Genomic DNA, 16,875 nt, shown 5'->3' with positions numbered 1-16,875 from the left:
CGTCTCGGCCGTCAGCGTTGGCTGGCTATCTCTTCTTCAACGGGATGCGCAGTTCGAAACGCGCCCCGCCGGACGACTCCACCGTTATTTCACCGCGCAACTGGTTCACCAGCAGATACACGATCTGCAACCCAAGGGTCGTGGTTTCCGGCAGGGAGAAGCTCGCGGGCAGGCCGACTCCGTCGTCCTTGACCGTGCATGCCAGATCTCCGTCGACGAGGCGCGTGATGATTTCGATCGATCCGCTGCGCCCTCCTGGAAAAGCGTGCTTGAAGGCGTTGGTGACCAGTTCGTTGAGGATGAGGCTGAACGGTATGGCCTGATCGAGCATCAACGTGGCGGAGCAGGCCTCGATCCTGATCTGGATGTTGGAATTGCTCCTGTAGGTGGACCGTATGCTGGCCAGAAATCTGTGCAGGAAACTTCCGATCTCGATTTCGGAGAAGTCGTTCGATATGTAGAGCTGCTCGTGGATCATGGCCATGGCCACAATGCGGCCCCTGCTCTCCGCGAGGACGTCCGAGGCGGGCGAGTTGTCCGCACGCTGCTCTTGCAGGGACAGCAGGCTGGAGATGATCTGCAGGTTGTTCTTGACCCTGTGGTGGATCTCCCGCAGCAGGATTTCCTTTTCCCGCAGGGCCGATTCCATCTTGTGGTCGGAGAGCTTGCGTTCGGTTATGTCGCGCGCGATGGCGATCAGCACCGTCTCCTCGCCGAATTCCAGGCGCACCACGCGCAGATCCACGGGGAAGTCCGTCCCGTCCTTGCGCAGGTGAACCGTTTCGAAGGAGGCCTTGTTGCAGGTGCTGAGATCGTGGAGGACGCCCTCCACGGCCAGGGGAGTGGAGAAAAGCGTATCCAGATGGCGGGCGCTCATGGCGAGCAGTTCGTCGCGTGAATATCCGGTCTGTTTTTCGGCCTCGGCGTTGGCCTCGAGGATGCGGCCGGCCATGTCGGTGATGTATATGGCGTCTCCCGCGCCCTCAACGATGCCCTTGAAGCGCCTTTCGCTGTCCCAGGCTTTCTTCTCCGATTCGCGGATGTCGCGCATGGATTTGCTGCGAAGGACCTCGTGCCGGACGAGGACGCTCATCGTGATGAGGATGAACAGGGCGCCCGCCCCGAAAATCATGGTGTAGCGGTGCGAGGTCTCCCGAGTGCTTTTCTCCAGGGACGCCATGTAGCCGCCCAGCGGCAGGGTGACGCTTATTCCTCCCCGGATGTCCCCCTCGCGATACCCTTGCTTGGCGTGGCATTTCAGGCAGGGCTTTTCCGTAACCATTGCGTGCATGTATCGAAAAACCGGCTGGCCGTTTTCCTGGTCGACGGAGTAGGTTTCCCGAACCCCTTGCTCGAAGGACCTGAGCGCCTCGGCCTCCCATGGCCTGGGCGCGTTGCCGGGGCGGATGGGATTGAGGCTTGTTATGTGCCCCTTGGCGCCGCTCGATTGTTCCATCAGGCCGTGCACCATGCGCGTCATGTAGGCGGGATTGACCAGGGTCAGGCGTTTTCCTGAATCGGTGACCACGTCGCGCTCAGGAACGTCGAGGTAGGGGTTGGGTTGCAGCGAATCCGTGATCTCGACGTAAACACCTCCCAGTTGGGCCGCCCAACGCCGGTAGGTGATGTCCTTCTCGTATGCGATGCGGGCTTCGATAAGGGCGTTGTCGTTGACGTTTCTTTCGTCTGAGTCCAGTGCGTTCTTGTATAAATAATAGACGAATGATGTCCAGAGAACGCTGAACAATATTCCCATGACAAGCAGTCGCCTGTAGCCCTTCATGTCGCAGTCCCGCTGAAAAGTGTCATCCTAGGTCATCACGCGTTCTCTATACAGTTGATGCGTGCCGCAAGCAAGTGGCTGCGGACGGGGTGCGACGGCACGAGAATGATCGAGACTGCATGAAGAATCCTGCGCGGGCAGCGGAACCGACCGCGTGTCGGACCGGCTCACGCATCCAGGCCCTGCCGGGGCTTGCGAAGCTATCCGCGGGTCGCGAAAAACGCCGCCGCCATGGCCAAGGCCTGCTCGAAGGCCCGCGCGCGGCGCTCCGTCACCGTCTCCTCGCCCGCCAGGGTGGCCTCCACCCGCACCGAGCGGATGTCTTTGAGGCCGACATAATTGAGGATCGTCTCAAGATAGGGTTTTTGGAAGTCCAGGGCCTGCGCTCCCGTTCCCGGGGGGTATTGTCCGCCGCTGGCGTAGGCGATGAACACCGGCTTGTCCGGGATCAGCCCTCGCGCGCCGCTTCCGTCCGCCTCGAAGGACACCCCCGGCTGCACGATCAGATCGATGTACTGCTTCAGGCGGTAGGGGATGGAAAAGTTCCACATGGGGACGGCCATGACCAGCCCCGCGCAGGACTTGAGCTCGTCCACGTATGCGGCCACGTCCTGCCACGCCTTGAGCTGGGCAGGGTCGTGGGTGAGGCCGTGCAGGACATTGTACTTGGCCTGCAGCACCGGCCCGTCGAAGGCCGGCAGGTCCATCTCGAAGAGATTTCTGGTTTTGACGATGGCCTCGGGGATCTTTTCCTGAAGGGCCTCCAGGAAGACGTCGGCCACGGCGATGGAATGGGACCTGGGGCCTCGGGGCGAAGCCTTGACGTAGAGGATGGTGGACATGGCGGCTCCTCGGTTCCCTGGATGGCCGTCCGGCGCGTGAGAGACGGGAACCTACCAGGACCGTATACGCGCGCGGGGGGCGAGGGGCAAGGATCGGGGCGCGATCAGTCCTCGCCCACCAGCGAGGAGAATTCACTACGCTTCAGCACTTCGCGGTCGAAGTGGGCTTTCAGGGCGGCATCCTTGGGGAAGATGTGGTTCTTGCGCAGGTAGGCCAGGAAAGCCAGGGCTTCACGGAAGTCGGGCTTGATCTCGATGCACGATTTGAGGCTCTCGTAGGCTTTTTCCGTGTCGCCCTTCTCGAACCAGGCCCGGGTGATGTTCAAGAGCAGGTGCTCGTCGTCGGCGCAGAGCGCCCTGGCCCGGTTGTAGAAGGCCAGGGCTTCGTCGAAGAGTCCCTTCTTGCGCAGGGCGATGCCGAACTCGTTGAAGAGGTGCTTGTGTTCGGCGGAGAAGCTTTCCTCCATGCCCACCAGCTTCTCGAAGGCGTAGCGCCCCTTTTCCAGCTGATTGAGGGCCAGATACGCGAGGCCCAGGCCGAAGTTGCCCCGGATGTTCTCCTCGTCGATGCGCAGAAGCTTCTGGTACTCGATCTTGGCCTCGACGTTGAGGCCCTGGTTGCGGAAATAGTCTCCCATGAGCACCCGCTGGGTGAGCAGCTTGTAGCCCAGGTCCGGCTCCAGGGTGAAGTCGGCCAGGAATACGTCCTTGGGCAGGACGTGCTGCCGGGGGGTGGGCAGGTAGTGCTCGTCCAGGAGCTGGGCGTTGATGGTGATGTCGTCGATCTGGCGCGCGAACCAGTACCGCTTGGGCACGGCGGGGTCGGGGGCCTCGCCGGGCATGGCGGGGGAGGAGAATATCCCCTTGAGCTTGTGCGAGGAGGGCTCGTTCCCCCGGTCCAGGGTGTCGGATGCCATCAGGGGTTGATGAGCACGACCACGCGGCGGTTGCGGGCCTGGTTATCCGCCAGGGGCTGTCCCTGGGGAGAGTCGTTGGGGGCCACGGGCCGGGTGTCGGCGAATCCGGCCACCTGGATGCGTTCCTTGGTCACGCCGTGGTCTACGAGGTAGCGGGCTACCCGCGAGGCCCTGGCGGCGGAAAGCTCCCAGTTGGAGGGGTAGAGGAACGACTGGATGGGGATGTTGTCGGTGTGGCCTTCCACCGTCACCTTGTAGGGCGTGCCCTTGAGGGAGGTGGCGATGGAATCAAGGTAATGGGTGGAAGTGGGGCTCAGGTCGGCGCTGCCACGGTCGAAGAGCACGGCGCCCTTGAGGGTGACGGCATAGCCGCCCTCGCGCTTCTCCACCTGCACGCCGGAGGGGTCCTGGGCGAAGCGCAGGCCGAGTTCCGCTCCCAGTTCGTCCAGGGTCTTGGGCTGCTGGCTCGCTCCTGTCTCCATGGGGGGCTGGGTGGCCGGGCCCGGAGGCGTCTGGTAGACCTGCGGGGGCAGGGCGGGCTGGATCACGGGGTAGAGCTGGCCGCTGGAGCTTGCGTCCTGGTTGAGGGAGAACCCCATGGGGCGGCTTGGGCTCTGGGTGGACGCGCGCTTGGCTTTTTCGGCCTTGAGGGCGTCCTCCATGGATTTGGCCACGTTCTTGTAGCGTTCCTGGTCCAGTTGGGACACGGACAGCATGAGTACGAAAAAGCAGAGCAGCAGGGTGAGCAGGTCCGCCAGCGAGATGAACCACGTCCCCTCGTCCTCTTCCTTGAGGCGCCCTCTGAGTTGGGAAAGCTTGAGCATTGGCCGCCTTGCAACCGTGTTTTCAAGAACGCGGGACTAGGACTTCGTCCCGATGGAGGCCCAGCGCCTCGGGGGCAGGTACGCCTTGAGCTTGTCCAGCACGATGGCCGCCGGGGCCTTGTCCTTGATGAAGAGCACCCCGTCGCGGATCACGCACATGAGCAGCACCCGCTCCTCGATGCGTTTTTCCACCTTCACCGCGATGGGCAGAAAGATCAGGTTGGAGAGCAGGATGCCGTACAGGGTGGTGGTGAGGGCCACGGCCATGTGCTGCCCCAGCGCCGCCAGCCCGCCGCCGCCCATGGCCTGCATCAGGCCGATGAAGCCGATGAGCGTGCCGATGAGCCCGTAGGCGGGCGAGAGCTTGGCCATGGTGCGGTAGATGCCCGCCGAGGATATCTCCTGCTGATAGGTCTGCTCGATGCGCGTTTCGAGGATTTCCTTGATCTCGTCGCGGGAGTAGCCGTCCACCAGCATCTGCAGGGCGTTCTGCAGAAATTCGTTCTCGATGCCGGGGAGCGCCCGCTCCAGGTGCACCTTGCCCCTGGCCGAGGCTTCGCGGGCGATCTGCACGATGGATTCGATGTAGTTGCCGATGGGCAGTTCCTCGCGCTTCAGGGCCGTGAGGAAGATGTTGAAGACCCGGGTGACTTCCTTGAGCGGGAAACAGATGAAGGTGGAGGCCAGGGTGCCCCCCAGGACGATGGCCAGCCCCGGCAGGTTGATGAACACCCGGGCCGAGTCCGTGGCGAAGAACGTCGCCGTGCCCAGGATGATGACGCCCGCGACGAAACCGATGACCGTTGCTATGTTCACCCGTTAAGCCCCTTCATGGTCCTGATGCAGGAGATGAGCTCGTCTTCCACGTCGGAGGCTTCGCCTGGGTCAGGTTCCCCCATGCGCTCCATCTCTTCCTTGACCACGGTGGCTATCTTTTTGGAAAGATTGTGGAATATCTTCTTGCGCGCGTCCTCTCCCGCCATGGCCGCCAGCACCGACACCTTGTAGAACCCCAGCTTGGAAAGGGCCTCGTCCAGGGTGGCGTTGTCCACGGACACGATGTCGTCCACGGTTTCCAGGTCTTCGACCTTGAGGCGGGGGCGCTTGGCGCGCTGGAAGAACTCGGGGCCTTTCTTGGCCGCGAAGGCCAGGGCGGACGCCTTGTGGAAGAAGAAGACGTTCTCGGGAAACTCCCCGTAGGCGATCTTTTTCAGCAGGGTTTCCGGCTGGGCCTGGACCTCCCTGGCGAAGTCGTCCAGGTCGAGGAATTCCATCTCGGTGCCGCAGTGGTCCTGGTTGTCCTTGGCCATGTTCTTGACCACGCTGGCGAAGCGGTCCACGTCCGGGATGGAGAGCAGACGCTCCTTCACGAACTCGCTGGACTTCTTCATGGTGCCGAGCAGGGGATCCTTGCGGAAGTAGGTGCCCTTGATGTCCAGGATGGTGATGATGTGCACCTTCTCCAGCTTGTCGAATATCTCGTCGATCTCCACCTGGGAGATGAGCAGGATGTCCTTGATGGTCTTGGAAAGCTCCACCGTGGATATCTGCGCGGCCTCGTTCTTGGGAGCTGCCTTGGCGGCCGCTTTCCAGGCCAGCAGCATCACGTTGCAGGCCGAGGCGAAGATGTTGGCGCTGGGCCGGTCGGACACGCGGGAGTTGAGGGCGCGCACGCGCTCCACCAGGTAGGTGGTGATGATCTGGATGGGGCGCGGGCTTTTGAGCAGCAGGGTGTGCAGGAGCGTCTGGTCGAGGACGATGACCTCGGTGTAGTCCAGGGCCTCGGCCGAGGCGGTTCGCTTCTCCTCGGTGATGACGCCCATCTCGCCGAAAATCTGTCCCGGGCGCAGGATGCCCAGGTTGACTCTCTTGTTGCCGGTGAGCCTGTAGAGGCCGACGGCCCCCTGCTTGATGATGTAGGCTTCGTTGCTGGACTGGCCTTCCTTGTAGATGACCTGGCCCTTGTGGAAGATCTTGCTCTTGTCTCCCACTTCCGGTGTCTTCATCGCCGCTCTCCGGTCCAAATTGCGCCTCCCGGTACGTCCAGGGACTTTTCACCCGTATCCATTGTCAGATGCGGCGGGAGGCTGGTAGTGTCAATAGGCAAGGGCCTCGAAACGCAGATAATTCTTCGGCCAATCCCTACTTACGGTATCCGCAAAGCGTCCGGAATACAAGACGGCGTTGATCCTCCTTGAAAACATTTACTAATGCTCGCCTTGAAGGTAGTTTCGGTCCAGGAGCCAAACATGCCCTTGAACAGATGCCATGACGTGAAGGTTATTGCCCTGAACCCGCACGGCCCGGAGGGGCTGGAGCACGGCCTGTGGCTGCTGGAGTTGGAAAACCCCGGTTTCCCGGATGTGAGGCCCGGCCAGTTCGCCATGCTGCGCCCCCCGTCCTGGGGTTTCGACCCCCTGTGGGCCAGGCCTTTGTCCATCTGCCGGGCCTTGCCGGACAGGTGGGTGTTCAACTTCCTGGTGGCCGGACGGGGCACCTCGGCGCTCACGCGCCTGAAGCCAGGCGACACGGTCACGGTATGGGGCCCCCTGGGCAACGGGTTCGCCGTGGAGCCCGGAACACGCACCCTCATGCTGGCCGGGGGCATCGGCCTGGCCCCCTTCGTGGAGTACACCGCGGCGCACCCCGCGCCGGGGCAGCTTTCGCTTCTTTTCGGGCATCGCCCGCCGCTGTCCTGCTATCCCTATGAAGACCTGGCCCGGCTCGTGCCCTGCGAGTCCTTCCAGGACAAGACTCCCGAGGACATCCCCCGCTTCGTGGCGCTGGTGGAGAAGCACATGTCCGAGCACGCCGGCGGCCTGGCCCTGGCCTGCGGCCCCACGCCGTTCTTGCGCACCGTGCAGGCCGCGGCCAAGAAGTTCGGGGTGCGTTGCCAGATATCGCTGGAGAACCGCATGGTCTGCGGCGTGGGCGCGTGCCTGGGCTGCGTGGCCGCGGACAAGGACGGCCACAACGTCCAGACCTGCACCAAGGGGCCGGTCTTCTGGTCCGGCGACATCACCTTGTAGGAGCTTCGATGGATCTTCGCGTCAAACTTTCCGGCCTCGATCTCAAGAATCCGGTCATGACCGCCTCGGGAACCTTCGGCTACGGCCTGGAGTTCGCCCCCTACGGCGACCTGCGTACCCTGGGCGGCATCGTGGTCAAGGGGCTCTCCCTCAAACCCCGCGAGGGCAACCCCATGCCCCGCGTGGCCGAGACCCCCTCGGGCATGTTGAACGCCATCGGCCTGCAGAACTGCGGCGTGGAGGCATTCCTCAAGCGCCGTCTGCCTTCGCTGCCCTGGCGCGAGACCCCCATCGTGGCCAACCTTTACGCCTGTGATCCGGACGAGTTCGGCGAGCTGGCCTCGATCCTGGCCGCCGAGGAGGGCGTGGCCGCCCTGGAGGTGAACATCTCCTGCCCCAACGTGAAGGCGGGGGGGGTGCTCTTCGGGCAGGACCCGGCCCTGGCGGCCTCGGTGACCGAGGCCGTGAAGAAGCGCGCGGGAAACAAGCCGGTGATGGTCAAGCTCTCGCCCAACGTGGCCGACATAGCGGCCATGGCCAAGGCCGTGGAGTCGGCCGGGGCGGACATCCTCTCGCTCATCAATACGCTCACGGGCATGTCCGTGGACGTGCGCACCCGCAAGCCCCGCCTGGCCAACGTGGTGGGCGGGCTCTCGGGGCCGGCCATCAAGCCCGTTGCGTTGCGTTGCGTCTGGCAGGCCAGCCGGGCGGTGAAGATCCCCGTTGTGGGCATGGGCGGCATCGCCTCGGCCCTGGACGTGCTGGAATTCATCCTGGTCGGCGCGCATGCGGTGCAGGTGGGAACGGCCAACTTCATCCGTCCGGACTTCAGCTTCCGGCTGGTCGAGGAGCTTCCAGCCCTCATGCAGCGCATGGGCGTGACTGACCTCGACGAACTGCGGGGGAGCCTGAAAACCGGTTGACGCCGCCACGCCTCTAACCGCGCAACAGCGATGCCTGGGGGGGGACGTGAGAAGAAGCATCCTGGCGATGTTTTTGGTCCTGGTCCTCGGCGCTGCCTTGGCGCCGTCTCCGGCCGCGCCTGGGGAAGCGCAGCCCCCGGTCGTCTGGAAGCGCGTCTTCGTCCTTCACAGCTACAATCCCGAATACGTCTGGACCCAGAACATCAACCAGGGGATACTCGAGGCGCTCGAGAGTCTCCCCGTGGTTTACGACTACGCCTACCTGGACGCCAAGCGCACCCCCTCCAGGGCTTTGCTTACCGAGGCGGCGGGGAAGGTCATCACCCGGATGCGGGACTTCGATCCCGATGTGGTCATCGCCGCCGACGACGCCGCCCAGGCGTATGTTGTCGTTCCCTTTCTCAAGGACAAGCCGCGCCCGCAGGTGGTGTTCTGCGGGGTCAACGCGCCGCCGTCCATTTACGGCTTTCCCGCGTCCAATGTTTCGGGCGTGCGCGAGCGCTGGCACTACCGGGAGGGGGTCGCCCTGCTCAAACGGCTGATCCCCTCTGTCCAGAGCATCGCCTTTCTGACCGACGCCTCCGAATCCTCGGACTATATTATCCAGGACATGCAGGAGGATCTGAAGCAAAGAGGCCCCTACGCCCTGGAAATCAAAAACATTGATGTCATAGGTTCCTACCAGCAGTGGCAGAGGCGGGTCATCGCGTGCCAGACCACCGTGGACGCCCTGGCGCTCGGCATCTACCAATCGCTGCGCGACGAGAGCACGGGAAAGGTGGTGTCCCCGGAGGAGGTCATGGCCTGGACCAACTCGGTGAACGTGAAGCCCACGTTGGGCTTCGCTGACTACGCACTGGAGCACGACATCCTCTGCGGCGTATTGGAGTCCGCGCACGAGCAGGGTTACCTGGCCGGAACGATGGCCCTTAAGACGTTGTCCGATCACGTCCCCGCCGGAACGCTGCCCATGCGCATCAACGACACCGGGATAGTGATGCTCAACCTCAAGACGGCGGAACGCCTGCACATCGATATCCCCTATGAGATCATCGAGGCGGCGGGAGCCGTGATCCAGTAAGGCGCCGGACGTGAGAGAGCACATGCGGACTCCCTTCTACAAGCGCTACCTCGTGCCGATCCTTTCGGTGGTCATGCTGGGAGTCGGCCTGACCACGACGCTCTCCTATTTCCATACGAAACGCTCCGTCGAGGCCCTGGCCATCGGCCAGATGACCCAGGCCCTGTCCTTCCTGAACAGGGAGATTTCGGAAAAGGTCAAAGGCATCGACTCCGACGTGATTCTCTGGAGCCAGGAAGAGGTCTTCCGGCTCGCCCTCACGCAGGGTTACCTGGGACGTTCGGCCAGGGCCGCCTCGGACCGGCGTCTGGCCGAACGGGTCTACTACAACGGGTACGGCCGCGCCTTGATCGCCGCCCCGGACGGAAGCGTCGTTTCCGCCTCCGAAGCCAACATGGCTGGGGTTCTCAACATCTCGGACCGGGACTATTTCCACCGCTCCCTTGCCGGCAAGATGGCCCTGGACACTCTGGAACGGGGCAAGACCTCCGGCATCCCGATCATGGTGGTTTCAGCGCCCGTGCGCGACGCGGAACTGAACATCACCGGCGTCATGGCGGTGGTGGTGGACATCCCCAGGGTCGCCCGGGAAATCCTGAACGACGTGAGCATCGGTCAGACCGGAGGAGCCTTCATCCTGGCCACGAACAACAGGATTCTGGCCACCCCCACCTGGAAGCGGGATGGGGAGTTCAGCCCTCCGCCGGATACGGCCGCTGCGCTGCGCGCTTCGCAACCGGGGCAGGTGATCCGCTATCAGGCCGGAGACAGGGAGCGCATGGCCTTGGCAGCCCGGAACCCCGAAACCGGCTGGCTGCTCGTTGTTGAGGCCGACTCGGCAGATGTGTTGCGTCCTGCCGGCCGCCTCGCCGCCCTCAACGGTGCCATCTCGCTCGCCGTTCTCGGTCTGGTGGCCGTGGCCCTCTGGATGCTGCGCAACGCCATGGACCGCCTGCGCTCCTCCGAGGCGCGCTACCGCACCCTGGCCGAGACGACCCCCGTGGGCATCGCCACATTCGACAGACAGGGGGCGCCCTCCTACCTGAACCAGCGCGCCATGGACATCCTCGACCTGGCGCACGGGCCGTTCTCCAACACGGAAACATGGACGGACCGGTTCGAAACCAGGGAGGGCCAGCCCCTGGCCTTTCACGAGCTTCCCATGGGGCAGGCCGGTTCGGGTGTGCGTCCGCAACAGGGAAGGATGGTCTGGTACAGGCTCCCCGCCGGGGGGCGCCGCATCCTCTATCTGGGCGCGGCTCCCCTGGACAGAGGGGGGGCGCAGCCGGCGGAAGTGGTGGCAGTCATCGAGGACCTCACGGAGCGCACCCGCATCCAGGAGATGATGGTCCAGACCGAAAAGATGCTGTCGGTGGGCGGGCTCGCGGCCGGGATGGCCCACGAGATCAACAATCCCCTGGCTTCCATCCTCCAGGCGTTGCAGGTGATCAACCGCAGGCTGAGCCCGGACCTGCCCGCCAACGTCAAGGCAGCCGAGGCCGCCGGGCTCGATCTGGATGCGCTCAAGGTCTACATGAAAAGCCGCAACCTCAATGAATTCCTGGCGGGAATGCAGGAGGCGGGGGAGCGCGCCGCCAGGATCGTGAGGAACATGCTCGGGTTCTCCCGGAAATCCGGCGGGGAATTCCTTCCGTGCGACCTGGAGGAACTGCTCGACAGGACCGTCGAGTTGGCTGGAGGCGATTATGACCTGAAGAAACAATTTGATTTCAGACAGATAGAGATAGTTCGTGAATACCTGCCGGATATGGAAAAGGTCGAATGCCAGCCCATGGAGATCGAGCAGGTGTTCTTCAACATCATCAAGAACGCCGCCCAGGCGCTCAAGGAGCGCTCCACGCAGGGGGCGTCCCCGCGAATCACCCTGCGCGCCAGGACCGAGGGCGGGTACGCCGTGGCCGAGATCGAGGACAACGGGCCCGGCATGAGCGAGGAGATCCGCAAACGGATATTCGAGCCATTCTACACCACCAAGGACATCGGCGTGGGCACCGGACTCGGGCTCTCCGTGGCCTTTTTCATCGTTTCGGAGAACCACCGGGGGAGCATCACGGTGGAGTCCGAACCGGGCAGAGGGGCCAGGTTCATCGTGAAGTTGCCGCTCACGCACGTGGCCTAGCGCGCTATCCTGGGGTCGCGCTCCATGGCCTGGGCCAGCTTGCGCATGGCCGTGGGGAAGGCCAGGTTCGCCAATGCGTCGAACGGGAGCCACCGGTAGGACGTGGCCGCCGTAAGCACCGGCTCTGGAGGCTCCGCTCCCTCTGGGAATGCCGCCAGGTAGGCGTGCATGGTCACGCGGTAGCGCGTGTAGGAATGCTTGATGACCGCAAGCTTTCCCAGCGACCGGACCGTGAACCCCGTCTCTTCGGCCACTTCGCGTAGCGCCGTCTGCTCCGGTTCCTCCCCGGGCTCCATCTGTCCGCCCGGAAATTCCCACAACCCGGCCCATACCCCCCCCGGGGTGCGCTTCTGCACGAAAAAGAGCCCCTTGTGCTGGATCACCGCCGTGCCCATGCCGATGTGCACGGCGGGCTTGGCGGCGGGCAGGGCGGGACGGTCCTCCACGGTTCCGGCCGCCAGGGCCTTGCAGACGCCCGCCAGGGGGCAGGCCGCGCAGGACGGGTCCCGCGGCGTGCACACCAGGGCCCCGAACTCCATGAGGGCCTGGTTGAAGTCCCTGGCCTGGCCGGCCGGGATGAGAGAGGCCGCGAGTTCGGTGAAGTACGGCTTGGCGCTCGGGTCCTTGGGAGAGAGGGCGATATCGAAACATCGGGCCAGCACCCGCTCCACGTTGGCGTCCACGGCGGGCACATCCTCGTTGTAGGCGATGGAGAGCACCGCCCCGGTGGTGTAGCGTCCCACGCCCGGAAGCGCCCCCAGGGCGGCCGCGTCGGCCGGTATCACGCCCGCGTGGCGCGACACGATCTCTCGCGCGGCCTTGAGCAGGTTCCTTGCCCGCGAGTAGTAGCCCAACCCCTCCCAGAACCTGAGCACTTCGTCTTCACTGGCCCGGGCCAGGTTGTGGATGGTGGGGAAGCGGCCCAGGAACCGGTTGAAATAGGCCACGGCCCGGTCCATCTGGGTCTGCTGGAGCATGATCTCGGAGAGCCAGACGTGGTAGGGGTCGTAGGTCAGCCGCCAGGGCAGGGGGCGCTTGTTTGCGCGGAACCATTCCAAGAGCAGGTCGGAAAAACTGGATGAATCGGGCATGTAGGTTTCCAAAGTCGAACAAAGTGAAGTATAGCACGATCACTTTCCGCCGTCGACAAAGGAGCCCCTATGCGATCCGTGGCCGCATGCATCCTCCTGGCGCTTTTTGCGGCGCCCTGCCTCGCTCAGGACCGCCCCTGGCTTCCCGATGACCTGAAACCGTGGGAAGGCTGGGTCCTCTACGGCCTTGAGCAGTCCCAGTGCCCGCCCCTGGCCACTGACCCGGCCCAGAGGCGTTGCCTGTTTCCCACCCGGCTGGCCCTGTCGGTGGACTCCGATGGAGCGTCGTTCTCCATGACCTGGCGCGTGTTCGCCGAGTCCACGGTGCCGCTCCCGGCCGCTCCCGGCCTCTGGCCCGCACAGGTCAAGGCGGACGGACGGGGCGTGGCCGTGGTCGATCAGTCCGGCGTGCCGGGCGTTCGCCTCACTCCGGGCGAGCATGTTCTGACCGGGGTGCTGCCCTGGAAACGCAGGCCCCAGAGCCTGGCCGTGTCGCCGCTCACCGGCGTGGTGGAACTCAAGATCGACGGCGTGCCGGTGGCGCTGCCCAAGCTGGACGCTGGTGGGAGCCTGGACATCTCCGGCCGGGAGGAGCGGGCTGCGCCCGAGGATTCGGTCCAGACCAAGGTGTTCCGGCTCGTGCGCGACGGCGTGCCCCTCACCGTGACCACCCTGGCGCGCCTGGACGTTTCCGGCCGGGCCAGGACCGTGGTGCTGGACGGACTGCTGCCCCCGGGCACCGAGCCCATGTCCGTGAGCGCGCCCGTTCCCGTGGGCTTCGGCCCGGGCGGGCGCGTGCTGGTCCAGGCCGGGGCCGGGCGCTACGACATCGAGATATCCGGCCGCTACCGGGAGCAGGCCCAGGCCCTGGGGCCGGTGAGAACGCCCTTCGGCCGGGAGGTCTGGGCCTTCGCCGCCGACCCCGGGTTGCGCGACGTGCAACCCAAGGGCATGGCCTCCGTCGATCCTCAGACCACAGACCTGCCCGATGCCTGGAAAAAGTTCCCGGCCTTCCTGGCCGAGGAGGGGACGACCCTGTCCCTGGATGTCATCAGGCGCGGCGAGGCTCGCCCGAAAGGCGACGAGCTTGGCGTCAAACGCATCCTGTGGCTGGATTTCGACGGCAAGGGAATCACCGCGCGCGACATCCTGACGGGCACGGTGCGGCGCGGCTGGTCCCTGGCCATGACCCCGCCCGGAGAGCTGGGCCGGGCCACCCTGGCGGGCAAGGACCTGCCGGTGGTGCTGCTGGACAAGGAACTTCGCGGCATTGAGATCCGCGACTCGGCGGTGAATCTGACGGCCGAATCGCGCTATCCGGACGCGCAAGCCGATCTTCCCGCCTCGGGCTGGCGGGCCGGGGCCTCGTCGCTCGCGGTGGACGTCAGGCTGCCGCCGGGTTGGAGGCTGGCCCACGTGGAAGGCCCCGCCTCGGCGAGCCAGACCTGGGTGAGCCGCTGGGACCTCCTGAACATCTTCCTGACCCTGCTCATGGTGGCCGGAGCCTGGAAGCTCAGGGGCGTGGCGGCAGCCCTAGTCCTGCTGGCCTACCTGGTGCTGGCCCAGCACGAGCCGGGCGCGCCGATCGAGCTGTGGCTGGTGCTTCTGGCAGGGCTTGGCGTCATGAAGGCGCTGGAACGCCCCGGCGCTCCGGACTCCTGGCGGAAGGCCCTGCGCTTGGCCAGCCTGTTTTCCGCGGCTGCGGCGGTCAGCCTGATCCTGGCTGCGCTGCCTTTTCTGATCGGGCAGATACGAAGCGGAGTCTATCCGCAACTGGAGGACCTGCACTCCGGGCTCTTCCAGGACATGTCCACTCCCGCGCAGGAACCGGCCCAGCCCCAGGCCGTCCCGTCGCCCGCCGCCACCACGTTGGCGCGCGAGAAGGCCAGGAAGGACGCGCCTCAGCTCCTGTCGAAAGGCGTTGCGTCCTCCTTGGAGCAGGACCCCAAAAGCCTGGTGCAGACCGGGCCGGGCATCCCCGCCTGGGCGTGGCGTTCGGTCTCGCTCCGCTGGAACGGCCCGGTGGAGCCCTCCCAGACGTTGCGCATGATCCTGGTGGGGCCGCCACTGTTTTCGATTCTGTGTTTCATCAGGGTGGTGCTTTTTCTCGGCGCTCTGGTGCTGCTGGCCAGGAAGAGCTGGCACCCGCCGGGCAAGGCGGCCACGGGCGCGGCGGCCGCAGTGGCGCTCGTGCTGGCCTTTGCCGGGCCGTCCCTTGCCGGGCCCGCCACGGGCGCGGTCCCGCCCAAGGAGGTGCTGGACGAGCTGCGCGCCCGCCTGACCGCACCGGCGGAGTGCTTCCCCGCGTGCGCCGGGGTGTCCTCCCTGGCCGTGTCCCTGGACGCCAAAAGCCTGCGCCTGACACTCGCCACCGGGGCAGCGGCGCGTCTGGTGCTGCCCCTGCCCGTGGTGAGCGACGGCTGGCGGCCCCAGTCCGTAAGCGTGGACGGAAAGCCCGCCCCGGTGCTGGCCTCCGAGGGCGGCCTGGGCGTGCTGCTGGAGCCGGGAGCCCATGCGGTCGTGGTGACCGGCGCGGCCCCGCCGGGAGTGTCCTTCAGTATAGGGGCGGCATTCGCTCCGCGTTCGGTATCGGTGGATGCACCGGGATTCAGCGTGTTGGGCGTCGGCCCGGACGGCACCTTCGAGGGCGGGCTGCGGTTCTCGCGTCGGGAAGACCCCGGGCAGGGCGGCAAGCCGCTCGTGACGGCGGTGATCCCGACGTTTCTGGCCGTGGACCGCGTCCTGGAGCTCGGGCTGGAATGGAGCGCAGTGACCACGGTGCGCAGGCTGTCCCGCTCCGGCGAGCCCGTGGTGGTCCAGGTGCCGCTCCTGCCGGGCGAGTCCGTCCTGGACCAGGACGTGCGCGTGGAGGACGGCAAGGCCGTGGTCTCCCTGGCCGCAGGCCAGAGCCAGACGAGCTGGCGTTCCCGGCTGGAGATCGCCCCGGAACTGGAACTCACCGCTCCGTGGGGAACCGCCTGGGTTGAGACGTGGCGGCTCACCGCCTCGCCCGTGTGGGACTGCTCGCTGTCCGGCATCCCGGTGTCCGCGAGCCTGGACGAGGCCGGGCGCTGGTCCCCCCTGTGGCGGCCGTGGCCGGGCGAGAAGGCGGTCATAGCGGTGTCGCGGCCCGCTCCGGCTCCGGGAGAGAGCCTGACCATCGATTCCGCGACGCTTCGCCTGATCCCGGGCGAGCGTGTGGACGCGGCCGCGCTAGACGTGCGTCTGCGCTCAGCCCTCGGGGGGCGCCACGTGTTCAAGGTGCCCCTTACGGCGGAAATCACCGGGGTGGCCGTGGGCGGCAAGCCCGCCCCCTGGTCCGGCGGGAATCCGGGTGAGATCGGACTGGCCCTGCCGCCCGGCAGGCAGGACATCCATCTGGGCTGGAAGCAGCCCCGCCCGTCGCTTGGAGAGGTGGAAACCCCGGAGGTGGACCTGGGCCATCCGGCCGTCAACGCCTCGGTGAGCGTTGAGATGCCCCGGGACCGCTGGATTCTCCGGGTGCACGGGGACACCCCCATGGCTCCGGCCGTTCTCATCTGGGGAGCGGTCATGGCCGTGGCCGTGGCCGCCGTGGGGCTGGGGTTCCTGCCCGGGACGCCGCTTCGCCGCAGGCAGTGGTTCCTGCTGGGCCTGGGCCTGACCCAGGTGGACATGGGCGCGTCCCTGGGGGCGGTCCTGTGGCTGATCGCCCTGGGGCTGCGCCGTCGTCATTCGGCGTCTGGCCGGGTCGCTTTCAACGCCGTGCAGGTCTGTCTGGTGATCCTGACGCTTGCGGGCCTGTCCTGCCTGTTCGAGGCCATCCGCACCGGGCTTCTGGGCATGCCCTCCATGAAGATCGCCGGAAACGGCTCCACGGACTCCATGCTGCGCTGGTACTTCGACCGCGTGGGCGCGGTGCTGCCCTCGACCCAGGTCTGGTCGGTGTCGTTGTGGTGGTATCGCGGGGTGATGCTGGCGTGGTCCTTGTGGATGGCCCTGTCGCTCATCAAGTGGCTGCGCTGGGGGTGGGATTCGTTCACGGATGGGGGCGCGTGGCGGAAGGCCGAGCGCAAGCCCGGAAAGCGGGGCGAGGAGGCACCGGAAAAGCCCGTGCTGCGCGCAGGGCTGGAGCCTGCGCCACAGGCGGACGAATCACGGCAGTCTCCGGAACAGGCGGAGGATCAGGCCGCGCCTGAAGCTTCCCCGAAGGGTGTTTCCCCCGAGGAGGCTCCTCCCAAGGCGGACCGCAAGGCCTAGCCCGCC

General features: G+C 65.7%; 12 protein-coding genes. 5 read left to right on the top strand and 7 right to left on the bottom strand.

What is annotated here, in order from left to right; genetic code table 11:
- Nucleotides 1-25: 25 nt before the first annotated feature.
- The 6 genes from ML540_RS11305 to ML540_RS11280 all read right to left on the bottom strand — a co-directional run bounded on the left by ML540_RS11305 (nt 26) and on the right by ML540_RS11280 (nt 6,372).
- A complete protein-coding gene (locus ML540_RS11305) occupies nt 26-1,756 on the bottom strand; it encodes a histidine kinase dimerization/phosphoacceptor domain -containing protein (RefSeq protein ID WP_243361107.1) in 1,731 nt (576 codons plus the stop codon).
- A gap of 227 nt (nt 1,757-1,983) precedes the next feature.
- Complete coding sequence (locus ML540_RS11300; protein WP_243361105.1) at nt 1,984-2,625, bottom strand: FMN-dependent NADH-azoreductase; 642 nt, start codon at nt 2,623-2,625, stop codon at nt 1,984-1,986.
- A 104-nt stretch (nt 2,626-2,729) separates the two neighbouring features.
- Nucleotides 2,730-3,542, bottom strand: coding sequence for a tetratricopeptide repeat protein (locus ML540_RS11295; RefSeq protein ID WP_243361102.1), 813 nt, complete (start codon nt 3,540-3,542; stop codon nt 2,730-2,732).
- Nucleotides 3,542-4,366, bottom strand: a complete 825-nt coding sequence (locus ML540_RS11290) for an OmpA family protein (RefSeq protein ID WP_243361100.1) — start codon at nt 4,364-4,366, stop codon at nt 3,542-3,544. Before ML540_RS11290 ends, ML540_RS11295 begins: the two co-directional genes overlap by 1 nt.
- A 36-nt stretch (nt 4,367-4,402) precedes the next feature.
- The gene (locus tag ML540_RS11285) at nt 4,403-5,182 is read right to left on the bottom strand and encodes a motility protein A (protein WP_243361097.1); all 780 of its coding nucleotides are present in this window, start codon (nt 5,180-5,182) and stop codon (nt 4,403-4,405) included.
- Entirely contained in the window at nt 5,179-6,372 is a 1,194-nt protein-coding gene (locus ML540_RS11280) for a cyclic nucleotide-binding domain-containing protein (protein ID WP_243361095.1), read from the bottom strand. The genes ML540_RS11285 and ML540_RS11280 overlap by 4 nt, the downstream gene beginning before the upstream one ends.
- Before the next feature lie 243 nt (nt 6,373-6,615).
- On the opposite strand from ML540_RS11280, the gene ML540_RS11275 reads away from it, so the two are divergent.
- Genes ML540_RS11275 through ML540_RS11260 form a run of 4 tightly spaced genes read left to right on the top strand, consistent with a single transcriptional unit; the run spans nt 6,616 to nt 11,539 of the window.
- Nucleotides 6,616-7,395, top strand: coding sequence for an iron-sulfur cluster-binding protein (locus tag ML540_RS11275; protein WP_243361093.1), 780 nt, complete (start codon nt 6,616-6,618; stop codon nt 7,393-7,395).
- An 8-nt stretch (nt 7,396-7,403) separates the two neighbouring features.
- On the top strand, nt 7,404-8,318 hold the full coding sequence (locus ML540_RS11270; protein WP_243361091.1) for a dihydroorotate dehydrogenase: 915 nt from the start codon (nt 7,404-7,406) through the stop codon (nt 8,316-8,318).
- A 46-nt stretch (nt 8,319-8,364) separates the two neighbouring features.
- Nucleotides 8,365-9,399, top strand: coding sequence for an ABC transporter substrate-binding protein (locus ML540_RS11265; protein ID WP_243361089.1), 1,035 nt, complete (start codon nt 8,365-8,367; stop codon nt 9,397-9,399).
- A 22-nt stretch (nt 9,400-9,421) separates the two neighbouring features.
- A complete protein-coding gene (locus ML540_RS11260) occupies nt 9,422-11,539 on the top strand; it encodes a sensor histidine kinase (RefSeq protein WP_243361088.1) in 2,118 nt (705 codons plus the stop codon).
- Here the strand turns inward: ML540_RS11260 and mutY are convergent.
- Nucleotides 11,536-12,630, bottom strand: a complete 1,095-nt coding sequence (mutY, locus tag ML540_RS11255; protein ID WP_243361086.1) for an A/G-specific adenine glycosylase — start codon at nt 12,628-12,630, stop codon at nt 11,536-11,538. The two genes, ML540_RS11260 and mutY, sit on opposite strands and share 4 nt — an antisense overlap.
- A 69-nt stretch (nt 12,631-12,699) precedes the next feature.
- Here mutY and ML540_RS11250 point away from each other — a divergent pair, with 69 nt between their 5' ends.
- On the top strand, nt 12,700-16,869 hold the full coding sequence (locus ML540_RS11250; protein ID WP_243361084.1) for a hypothetical protein: 4,170 nt from the start codon (nt 12,700-12,702) through the stop codon (nt 16,867-16,869).
- The last annotated feature ends 6 nt before the right edge of the window (nt 16,870-16,875 follow it).

It is taken from the genome of Fundidesulfovibrio terrae (assembly GCF_022808915.1).
Lineage (GTDB): Bacteria > Desulfobacterota > Desulfovibrionia > Desulfovibrionales > Desulfovibrionaceae > Fundidesulfovibrio > Fundidesulfovibrio terrae.
The sequence above is the reverse complement of the archived record's forward strand: the minus strand, read 5'-3'. Positions and strand labels throughout refer to the sequence as shown.

Bases quoted from the DNA above. Each gene is read 5' to 3' on its own strand.
- ML540_RS11305 (WP_243361107.1), bottom strand. From the start codon at position 1,756: ATGGGAATATTGTTCAGCGTTCTCTGGACATCATTCGTCTATTATTTA.
- ML540_RS11300 (WP_243361105.1), bottom strand. From the start codon at position 2,625: ATGTCCACCATCCTCTACGTCAAGGCTTCGCCCCGAGGCCCCAGGTCC.
- ML540_RS11295 (WP_243361102.1), bottom strand. From the start codon at position 3,542: ATGGCATCCGACACCCTGGACCGGGGGAACGAGCCCTCCTCGCACAAG.
- ML540_RS11290 (WP_243361100.1), bottom strand. From the start codon at position 4,366: ATGCTCAAGCTTTCCCAACTCAGAGGGCGCCTCAAGGAAGAGGACGAG.
- ML540_RS11280 (WP_243361095.1), bottom strand. From the start codon at position 6,372: ATGAAGACACCGGAAGTGGGAGACAAGAGCAAGATCTTCCACAAGGGC.
- ML540_RS11275 (WP_243361093.1), top strand. From the start codon at position 6,616: ATGCCCTTGAACAGATGCCATGACGTGAAGGTTATTGCCCTGAACCCG.
- ML540_RS11270 (WP_243361091.1), top strand. From the start codon at position 7,404: ATGGATCTTCGCGTCAAACTTTCCGGCCTCGATCTCAAGAATCCGGTC.
- ML540_RS11260 (WP_243361088.1), top strand. From the start codon at position 9,422: ATGCGGACTCCCTTCTACAAGCGCTACCTCGTGCCGATCCTTTCGGTG.
- mutY (WP_243361086.1), bottom strand. From the start codon at position 12,630: ATGCCCGATTCATCCAGTTTTTCCGACCTGCTCTTGGAATGGTTCCGC.
- ML540_RS11250 (WP_243361084.1), top strand. From the start codon at position 12,700: ATGCGATCCGTGGCCGCATGCATCCTCCTGGCGCTTTTTGCGGCGCCC.